The organism is Armatimonas sp. (assembly GCF_043760365.1).
In the GTDB taxonomy this organism is placed as follows: domain Bacteria; phylum Armatimonadota; class Armatimonadia; order Armatimonadales; family Armatimonadaceae; genus Armatimonas.
In genome coordinates, this window is sequence record NZ_JAYUPA010001033.1 from 1 (window position 1) to 2,611 (window position 2,611).

At 59.7% G+C, this 2,611-nt stretch carries 2 protein-coding genes; both read right to left on the minus strand.

Going from position 1 to position 2,611, the window contains the following annotated elements; genetic code table 11:
* Positions 1–2,200: proline dehydrogenase family protein (locus ACH2EH_RS26395; protein WP_395146405.1), on the minus strand; the 2,200-nt coding region annotated here is incomplete at its 3' end.
* 32 nt (positions 2,201–2,232) lie between these two features.
* Positions 2,233–2,611: hypothetical protein (locus ACH2EH_RS26400; protein ID WP_395146406.1), on the minus strand; the 379-nt coding region annotated here is incomplete at its 5' end.

Genomic DNA, 2,611 nt, shown 5'->3' on the forward strand with positions numbered 1-2,611 from the left:
GCACTTCCGAGGCGCTGCGGATAATGCTCAGCCCGACAGCTTTACTTCCCGTGAACGCGATCACGGCGACGCGTGGGTCGTTCACCAAAGTCGGTCCAATCTCCTCGCCATCGCCGGGGAGGAAGTTACTCACCCCTGGCGGACAGCCTGCCGCTTCGAGCGCTTCTTGTAGGAAGTAACCCACACGGCTCGCCTGCTCACTGGGCTTAAGAATAACCGGGTTACCCGCCACAATCGCGGCAACCGCCATGCCACAGAGAATCGCCAGCGGGAAGTTCCAGGGCGCGATAATCACCGCCGGGCCACGGGCATCGTAGAAATACTCGTTCCACTCACCGGGCAGATTGCGCTTGCGCGGCTCCGAGAGTCTCTCCATCTCGGCGGCATAGAAGTTACAAAAATCAATCGCCTCCGCCACATCGCCGTCGGCCTCGCGCCAGGGTTTGCCCACTTCGCGCACCATCCACGCCGAGATCTCATAGCGGCGCTTCTCGAACTGCTCGGCGGTGCGGCGCAACAAATCCGCGCGCTCTTTGATGCTGGTGTCGCGCCAGCTTGGAAACGCCGCGCTCGCAGCCGCAAGTGCGGCGTCCGCCTGAGCGACGCTCGCAAAGTGCGCCTTCGAGACAATCACTGCCGTCGCCGACGGGTCGGGCCGCTCGATGATTTTTGTGCTTTCCTCCCGCTTGCCATTGATGACAATCGGAACGGTAAAGCCTAGTGCACTCTGAATCTTATCTAACGCGTCTTGCATTTTTTTCTGGTTCTCGGGAATCGCAAAGTCTACTTCGGGGTTATTGCTGAACTCACCCCCGGCCCCTCCCTCAGGGCAAGGAGGGGTGGAAACGGCGCTGGGCTCGGCAAGCAGCGCATCATCGGCACTCTGGTCGCCGGACTTGCGAATGAAACTGTCGTTGGACGAGTTCTCTAGGAGCCGCCGAACAAGATAGGCCATGCCGGGGAGCAGCTCGCCAAAGGGGACATAGGTACGGACGCGCTCCCCTTGTGCGGCCAGAGCGCGGCCAATCGGCTCACCCATCCCAAAGAGCACCTGGTACTCAACCGTGCGCGGTGGGACACCTTTCGCCTCGGCGAGCGCCTGGGCTTTTGAGGAAGAGCGGACGTTGTGGCTGGCAATCGCGGGCCGCAGATACTGCCAGTTGTCTAAAAGAAACTCGGTGCAGCGCTCAAAGCAAGCATCCGTGAGGGGCTTTTTCTCCCAGACCGGCACGGGATGATGGCGCTGGGCAGCGATAATGGTCTCGAAATCCCAGTACGCGCCCTTCACGAGGCGCACGTGGACGGGAACGCCACGTGTAATTACCCAGTCGCGCAGCTCGACCAGATCGGCCTCCGCGCGCTTGAGATAAGCCTGCACCACAATTCCCACATCGGCCCAGTCGGCGAACTCAGGCTGGGTAAATATCTCACGGAAGATGCGATTGGTGACCGTGCAAAAGTCGTGCTGCTCCATGTCAAAGTTCACAAAGAGCCCGTGCTTTTTTGCCGCAGAGAGAATTGGGTGGAGGCGCTCTTTTACTGCTTTTACAGTGGCATCGGCGGCCATCGGATCGAAGCGCGAGTAAAGCGAGCTGAGCTTGACCGAGACATTGACTTTGGGAAGAGTTCCGTAGCTTGCTTTTTCAAGCTGATCAATCCCCGGCCACGCTTGCGAGAGGCGGGCAAGGTCCTCAATCAGATCCAGATACTTCTTTTGATAGGCGAGTGCCTCGACCTCGCTGGTCACGGCCTCACCGAGCAGATCCATGGTGAAAGTCATTGGGACGCGGCGCAGACGTTCGATCTCTTTAACGGCCTCCACTCCATCACGCCCGGCGATAAAGCGCCCGGCCATGAGTTTCGCCCCCGTGTGCGACGCAAAGTGAAGTAGTGAGCGCGATGGCCCCGTGCTGGCGAGCCCCGTGAGAAGCTGTGCTCCGCCCGGCGGCAGTGAGACATCGGGGCGAACCAAGTACTCCAGCAAGTGCCGCGCCACCGACTCGGGCGATTTTAGCGCGGGGAGCGCATCCACAAAGCGAAACAGCTCGATCTTCAGCTTCTCATCGCGCGTGGAGAGCGCCATCAGCCTGCTGTAGAAAATTTCCGTAAAACTGCCCTTTTTCTCCTGACGCCGCACCTCCGAGAGCAGGCGCTTTCCCCGAGACAGTGTTGCCAGCTCAACCCCACTAGTCGTACTCATGGGGGTATTCTACCACAAGAATTCAGACTGTCTTAATTTTCAGGGCCGGGGGCAACGCTCTGAATAATTTTCTCGTAGATAGGCTGGAGGGTCTTCCAGTCGCTCTGGGCACACTGTGCCCGCACGGAGTAGCGCTTATCGCTCCCCAGGATCGTCACCCGGTAGCCATGAAGCGCGACACCGCCGTCGCTGGCGGTAAACTCGGAGAAGCGCCCCTCACCCATTTTGGAGGAGAGTGGCTGCAGCTTGCCGTCCTTAAAGTCTTGAAACTTCTTGCCAAGGCCCACTGCCTGTAGATCATGGAGCTTCTCAACGGCGGGCTTGGTACTGGCGCGTGCCAGTGCGCCCAGCCCACCCGGCAGGGCATCTGCGGCACCTCCCATCTGGTTGTTGCTCGCTGTCAGGATGTCG